This window comes from Martinezella hainanensis (assembly GCF_900094555.1).
Taxonomy (GTDB): domain Bacteria; phylum Pseudomonadota; class Alphaproteobacteria; order Rhizobiales; family Rhizobiaceae; genus Rhizobium; species Rhizobium hainanense.
In genome coordinates, this window is record NZ_FMAC01000009.1 from 277,270 (window position 1) to 284,062 (window position 6,793).

Below are 6,793 nucleotides of genomic sequence, written 5' to 3' on the forward strand. Positions count from 1 at the left end.
AAAGGTCAGGCAAGACGCGCGAAGTAAGCGCCCCAGGCCGGAATATCGATCTTGTTGCCATAGTTGTTGCTGGTAAAGCCGTGCCCCGTCAACGCCTGCCAATTGCCTTCCGGCAGGGTCGCAAGCGCCTCGACCGGGCTCATGTTGAAGGCGCAGAGAATGGTTTCGCCGGCGTAAGTGCGGGCATAGATCAACACGTCGCCCTGCGGTTCCGAAAACGCGATCTCGCCCTTGGCGAAGGCCGGGTGCTGCTTGCGGAAGGCGAGGAAGCGGCGATACTGCTCCAGCACCGAATTTTCATCGCCCTGCTGGACGCTGACGGCGCGCAGAATGTGTTCGACCGGCACCGGCAGCCACGGCTTGACGGTGGAAAAGCCGCCCTGCGCCACCTGGCTGTCCCAGACCATCGGCGTGCGGCAACCGTCGCGACCCTTGAACTCCGGCCAGAACTGAATGCCGTAGGGGTCCTGTAGATCCTGATAGGCAAGATCGGCTTCCGTCAACGCCAGTTCCTCGCCCTGATAGATGCACACCGAGCCACGCAGGGTCAGCAGCAACGCCGCATAGAGCTTGGCGAAGGCATCGCGGTCGGCGACCAGATTGCCCCAGCGGCTGACATGGCGCACGACGTCGTGGTTGGAGAAGGCCCAGCAGGCCCAGCCTTCCGGCGCGGCGACGGCGAAATCCTTCATGACCTCTTCGACGCGATCGGGCGAAAGCGCATCCGGAGCCAGGAATTCGAAGGCGTAGCACATATGCATCTTGTCGCCGCCGGAGGTATATTCGCCGACGATTTCGAGACCGCGCTGGCTGTCGCCAACTTCGCCGACGGCGGCAATGGCCGGATATTCGTCGAGTACGGCGCGGAAGCGCTTGAGGAATTCCAGGTTCTCGGGACGGTTCTTGTCGTAGAGGTGTTCCTGGAAGTTATAGGGATTGACCGCCGGCGCGGTGGAGGCATTGCGGCGCGACGGGTCCAGCGCCGGATTGTCGCGCAGTTCCTTGTCGTGGAAATAGAAGTTGATGGTGTCGAGACGGAAGCCGTCGACGCCGCGGTCGAGCCAGAAGCGCACGACGTCAAGCAGCCGGTCCTGCACTTCCGGATTGTGCAGGTTCATATCCGGCTGCGAGGTCAGGAAGTTGTGCAGGTAATATTGCATGCGGGTCGGATCCCAGGCCCAGGCCGAGCCACCGAAGATCGACAGCCAGTTGTTGGGCGGCGTGCCATCCGGCTTGGCGTCGGCCCAGACGTACCAGTCCGCCTTCGGATTGTCCTTGCTTGAGCGGCTTTCGACGAACCAGGGATGACGATCGGAACTATGCGACAGCACGAGATCGATCATCACCTTGGTGCCGAGGCGATGGGCTTCCGTCATCATGGCATCGAAATCGGCCAACGAGCCGAAAATCGGATCGACATCCTCGTAGTTCGAAACGTCATAGCCGAAATCGCGCATCGGCGAGGTGAAGAACGGCGATATCCAGATCGCATCGACACCGAGTGCGGCGACATGCGGCAGGCGGGCGGCGATCCCCTTGAGATCGCCGATGCCGTCACCGTTGGAGTCCTGATAGGAGCGCGGATAGATCTGATAGATCACGGCGCCGCGCCACCAGTCCTTGTCAACTTCCGAAGCCGATTGAAAGGCAATGCTCATGCTGAATGGGTCCTGTCTGAACGATATGGTCTTGGATCAGCCCCCCTTCACCGACCCGGCGAGCAGACCGCGCACGAGATAGCGCTGCAGACCGAAGAAGACGAGGAGCGGAATAATAATGGTGACGAAGGCCGATGCCGTCAGGATTTCCCAGTTGCCGCCGCGCGAACCGAGCAGCGCGTTGAGCGCGGCGGTCAGGACAAGGTGATCCTTGTCTGTGCCGAGGAACACCATAGCGATTAGCAGGTCGTTCCATACCCAGAGGAACTGGAAGATCGCGAAGGAGGCCAGCGCCGGGAAGGACAGCGGCAGGATGATCTTGACGAAGATGTCGAAATCGCTGGCGCCATCGACGCGGGCGGATTCGATGATCTCCTTGGGCAGGCCGGCGATATAGTTGCGCAGGAGATAGATGGCGAGCGGCAGGCCGAAGGCGGTGTGCGCCAGCCAGATGCCGGGATAGGTCTTCGACGGCACGCCGAAGATCTGGCCGATCTCGTTATAGATGCGCAGAAGCGGGATGAGAGACATCTGCAGCGGCACGACAATCAGGCCGACGACGAGCGCAATCAGGATCGCACGGCCGGGGAATTCCATCCAGGCCAGCGCATAGGCCGCAAAAGCTGCGATCAGGATCGGAATGACGGTCGCCGGGATCGTCACCGTCAGCGAATTGATGAAGGACTGGCCGATGCCCTCGCCGCCCAACACGCTGCGGTAATTGTCGAAGGTGAATTGCGGTGGCGTGGCAACTGTGAGGTAGACGCGCTTGGCGCGGGCATCGGCTTCGAACGCGCCGTTCTTCTGATAGCGATAGCTGCCATCGGAATTGATCGTCAGCGTTTCGCCGTTCTCCAGCGCGGCGGGAGAACCGGCCTTGTAGGCGGCCGGTTCTTGCACGCGCAGACCGAAGGACTGGATCTGGCCGCCGCCTTCGACGGCAAGCGTGCCTGAAATCACGAAATTTGCGCCGTCCGGCTTGGCCTTGTCCGGGCCATCGAGACGGGCAGCCGTCGTGCGCGAGGAGCCGGCGAATGCCGTCCACCAGCCGGAAACGACGATCTGGTCCTTGTCCCGCAGCGCGGTGACGAAGATGCCGAGCGTCGGCAAGAGCCAGAGGAGAACGATGAGCAGCACCGCGGCATGAACGAAGATGCGGGCGGGACCGATGCGACCGAGATTTCCAATCATGTCAGCGTCCCTTCGTCTCAGCGTTTGCACGACGGATGTTCCAGATCATGATCGGCGTCACCGCGACCATGATGACGAGCGCGATGACGGCGCTTCGACCGCTGTCGCCGCCGCCGCGGAACATCCAGTTGAACATCAGGTTGGCGAGCACCATCGTGTTCCACTGGCCATTGGTCATGGTGAGCACGATGTCGAACACCTTGAGCACGAGGATCGTGATCGTGGTCCAGACTGTGGCGATCGTGCCCCAGACCTGCGGCACCATGATCTTCCAGAAGATCTGCCAGCCGTTGGCGCCGTCGATGACGGCAGCTTCGATGGTTTCTTCCGGAATGCCGCGCAGGGCCGCCGAGAGGATCACCATGGCAAAGCCGGTCTGGATCCAGATCAGCATGACCATCAGGAAGAAATTGTTCCAGAAGGGGATGGTGATCCAGACCTCAGGCGTACCGCCGAAGAGCTGGACGACGGCGTTCAGAAGGCCGATCTGCGCATCCGTGCCGCCGCGATACTCATAGATGAACTTCCAGATGACCGAGGCGCCGACGAAAGAGATCGCCATCGGCATGAAGATGACGGCCTTGGCGATATTGCCCCACCAGATGCGGTCGGTCATGACGGCGATGACGAGGCCGAAGAAGGTGCAGGCCGCCGGCACGACGGCGAGCCAGAGGATGTTGTTGAAGATCGACTGGCGGAATTCGGTGTCATTGAGCGCCCAGAGATAATTGGCGCCGCCGACGAACTGATTGCCGTCAGGTCCGTAGAAAGACAGGATGAGCGTCGCGACCACCGGATAGACGAGATAGACGACGAGCAGGAATAGAGCAGGCCCGAGGAACAGCCAGGGGCGGATCAGGCCGCGACGACGAAGGTTGACGGCCGCCCGATGGACGTCATCGCCCTCCCGCGCCGGGAAAATCAAGTCCAAAAACTTGTTGGAGAACCAGAAATAAGCGGCGCAAATGGCGACGCCGAATATCATGGCACCAATCGCCGATACGATCTGCGAAAACATCCATTCCCTCCCCGAATTGACCTTCTTTGTGTCCACCCGTCCGACATCGGCCGCGCATGAGGGCAGCCGTCAAATGCTGTATGGCGCCGCCGGCACATTACCGGCGGCGATATGTCTATGGAGACTTACTTGATGGCGTCCCAGGACTTCTGGATACCGTCAGCAACGTCCTGTGCGGACTTGCCGCCGACGAAGTCCACCATGCCGGTCCAGAACGAACCAGCACCGATCTTGCCCGGCATCAGGTCGGAACCGTCAAAGCGGAAGGTGGTGGCCGTGGTCAGGATTTCGCCTTCTTTGCGCAGCGTATCATTGGCGTAGGCTGCCGTGTTGACACCCTTGTACGGCGTCAGGAAGCCGGACTGCGCCATCCAGATTTCCTGGGCGATCGGCGTCTGCAGGAACTGGACGAAAGCGCGAGCGGCCTTCGAGTCCTTGGTGATCGCGGCCAGCGTGCCGGCACCTTCTACCGGCTTGCCGAGTTCAGGATGCGCCGCATAGGGCGGGAAGTAGAAGAAGTCCGCATCCTGGCCAAGCTTCGTGCCTTCCGGGAAGAAGGACGGAATGAAGGATGCCTGCTTGTGCATGTAGCACTTGGGCGGGACCGAGAAGAGACCTTTCGGGCTGTCGCGGAAGTCGGTGGAGGCAACGGCTGCGACACCGCCGGCAACATACTTCGGGTTCTTGGCGAACTTGCCGAATTCCTCGATGGCGGCAACGACCTTAGGATCGTTGAACTTCAGCGAGTTATCGACCCAGTGATCGTAATCCTGCGGCGTGTTCAGGCGCAACATCAGGTCTTCGACCCAGTCCGTCGCCGGCCAGCCGGTGGCGCCACCCGAACCGAGGCCGATGCACCATGGGGTACCGCCGTCCTTGACGATCTGATCCGAAAGCTTGATCAGGTCCTCCATGGTCGTCGGAACCTTGTAGCCGGCTTCCTCGAAGTTTTCCGGAACGTACCAGACCAGCGACTTCAGGTCGGCCTTGTAGGGGAAGGCATAGAAGGCGTCCTTGCCGTCCTTGCCCTTGTAGGTGCCGTAGCCGACCCAGCTGTCGCCGGCGCCGTAATTCGTCTTGACCCAGCTCGCGAGATCATCGCCGAGCGGCGTGAGGTAGCCCTTGCTGGCGAGATTCGCGAAAAGGCCCGGCTGCGGCAGGATGGCAACGTTCGGTGGCGAGCCGGCCTGCGTGTCGATGACGATCTGCTGCTCGTAATTTTCCGAGGACGAATATTTGGCGTTCACGCCGGTCGCTTCGGTGAAGTAGTTGAGGACGCTGGTGAAGAGAGCCTCGTCCTCGCCACGCCAGGGGCCGAAGATGGTCAGCGTCTCGCCCTTCAGGTCGGCATGCGCCGCCTTGAAGTCGTCGTAGCTCTTCCAGTTGAACTTGGAGTCCTGACCGGGCTGGAACTTCAGATCGGCGGCCATTGCCGTGCCGGCCATCAGAGCGGCGGCAGCGACGGTCATCAAAAACATTTTTTTCATGCGGTTGTCCTCCCAAATAACGAAACCCATGAGCCCAGGCACCGTTTTGTGCTGTGCGCCCCATTCCTCAAAGCGCTTTGGCTACTTCTCTCATCCATTGAGAGCGGGATAAAGTCAAGCGATTTTCAGATTCTGGCCGGTATACACAGCAATTCTCGCACTGCAGCATAGAATGCGTGTCGATTTTTTGCTAATTATCTTGTCTCTCGCACTTCTCCTGCTACATAATTGAAAGCGCTTTGAAAGCCTGAGACTTTTCGGGAGGTTGTCTCGGCATCGTAGCGGCGTGCAGTTGGAGGAGCCGAAATACCGTGAATCTGAAACAGCTATCGCAAATGCTCGGGCTGTCGCAGACGACAGTCAGCCGGGCTTTGAACGGATATCCGGAGGTCAATCGCGAGACCCGCGAGCGTGTTCTCAAAGCGGTTCGGGAAACCGGCTATCGACCGAACAAGGCAGCCCAAAGACTTGCAACCGGCAAGGCCGGCTCGATCGGGCTTGTGATGCCGACCTCACCCGGCACCTCCTCGGACGTGCATTTTTCGGAGTTCCTAACGGGGCTGGGGGAAGAAGCCCTGCGGCACGACTTTCATTTCGTCCTGACGCCGGCGGATCCGAACGATGAGGTCGGCGCCTTGCGGCGGCTGGCAGCCAGCGGCAATGTCGATGCGCTGTTCGTCAACTATATGCGTGGCCACGACCCACGGCTGGAGATGCTGAAGACGCTCTCCATGCCGTTTCTCGTCCACGGACGTTCGATCGGCTCGGAGCCGGACTATCCCTTTCTCGACCTCGACAATGAAGCCGCTTTCTACGACGCCACGAAGCTGCTGCTGCAGCTCGGACATCGGCGCTTCGCTCTGCTGAACGGCCCGATCTACCTCGATTTCGCGATTCGCCGGAAGAACGGCGTGGATGCAGCCCTTGCCGAACGCGGCCTGGCGCTCGACGAGGCCTGCACCAGCCATACGCCGATGACGGACGAACAGGGCCTGCTCGTCATGGAACGCATCCTGCAGATGGAGAAGGACAAGCGGCCGACGGCAGTGCTCTGCTCCAGTACCGTGCTGGCGCTCGGTGCCGTTCGCGCCATCAATCAGGCAAAGCTCAGACTAGGCGAGGACATCTCGATGATCGCCCATGACGACGTGCTGACCTTGCTCAAGCCGGAAAATTTCACCGTGCCGCTGACGACCACCCGCTCGTCGCTGCGGGCGGCGGGTGTTCGCATCGCCGAGCGGCTGATCGGCGAAATCAAGCATACGGAGACGTATCCAGCCCAGGAATTGTGGAAGGCCGAATTGATCGTGCGTGCTTCGACCGGCGTGGCTCCGGCTTAAAACTTCGGCGGCTTTCTGCCAGCTGAGCGATGGGCGGCGCTGACGGTATTGGCCATCAGCATGGCGATGGTCATCGGACCGACACCGCCCGGAACCGGC

The 6,793-nt window shown here is 60.7% G+C and carries 5 protein-coding genes and 1 pseudogene; 1 reads left to right on the forward strand and 5 read right to left on the reverse strand.

From position 1 onward, the window contains the following. Nucleotides 1-5 precede the first annotated feature (5 nt). The 4 genes from bglA to GA0061100_RS26120 all read right to left on the reverse strand — a co-directional run bounded on the left by bglA (nucleotide 6) and on the right by GA0061100_RS26120 (nucleotide 5,354). Nucleotides 6-1,658 (reverse strand): beta-galactosidase BglA, encoded by a 1,653-nt coding sequence (gene bglA, locus GA0061100_RS26105; RefSeq protein ID WP_075855733.1) that lies wholly within the window; start codon nucleotides 1,656-1,658, stop codon nucleotides 6-8. Between the two features lie 36 nt (nucleotides 1,659-1,694). Then, nucleotides 1,695-2,849: a carbohydrate ABC transporter permease gene (locus GA0061100_RS26110; protein WP_075855734.1), complete on the reverse strand. Its 1,155-nt coding sequence runs from the start codon at nucleotides 2,847-2,849 to the stop codon at nucleotides 1,695-1,697. Nucleotide 2,850: 1 nt separating this feature from the next. After that, a complete protein-coding gene (locus tag GA0061100_RS26115) occupies nucleotides 2,851-3,867 on the reverse strand; it encodes a carbohydrate ABC transporter permease (protein ID WP_075855735.1) in 1,017 nt (338 codons plus the stop codon). 125 nt (nucleotides 3,868-3,992) lie between these two features. Further along, on the reverse strand, nucleotides 3,993-5,354 hold the full coding sequence (locus GA0061100_RS26120; RefSeq protein WP_075855755.1) for an ABC transporter substrate-binding protein: 1,362 nt from the start codon (nucleotides 5,352-5,354) through the stop codon (nucleotides 3,993-3,995). A gap of 311 nt (nucleotides 5,355-5,665) precedes the next feature. Between GA0061100_RS26120 and GA0061100_RS26125 the strand changes: the two genes are divergently transcribed. Further along, the gene (locus GA0061100_RS26125) at nucleotides 5,666-6,694 is read left to right on the forward strand and encodes a substrate-binding domain-containing protein (RefSeq protein ID WP_075855736.1); all 1,029 of its coding nucleotides are present in this window, start codon (nucleotides 5,666-5,668) and stop codon (nucleotides 6,692-6,694) included. Here the strand turns inward: GA0061100_RS26125 and GA0061100_RS26130 are convergent. Then, nucleotides 6,691-6,793: pseudogene (locus GA0061100_RS26130) on the reverse strand (bifunctional methylenetetrahydrofolate dehydrogenase/methenyltetrahydrofolate cyclohydrolase); the annotation flags it as partial. The gene GA0061100_RS26125 and the pseudogene GA0061100_RS26130 sit on opposite strands and share 4 nt — an antisense overlap.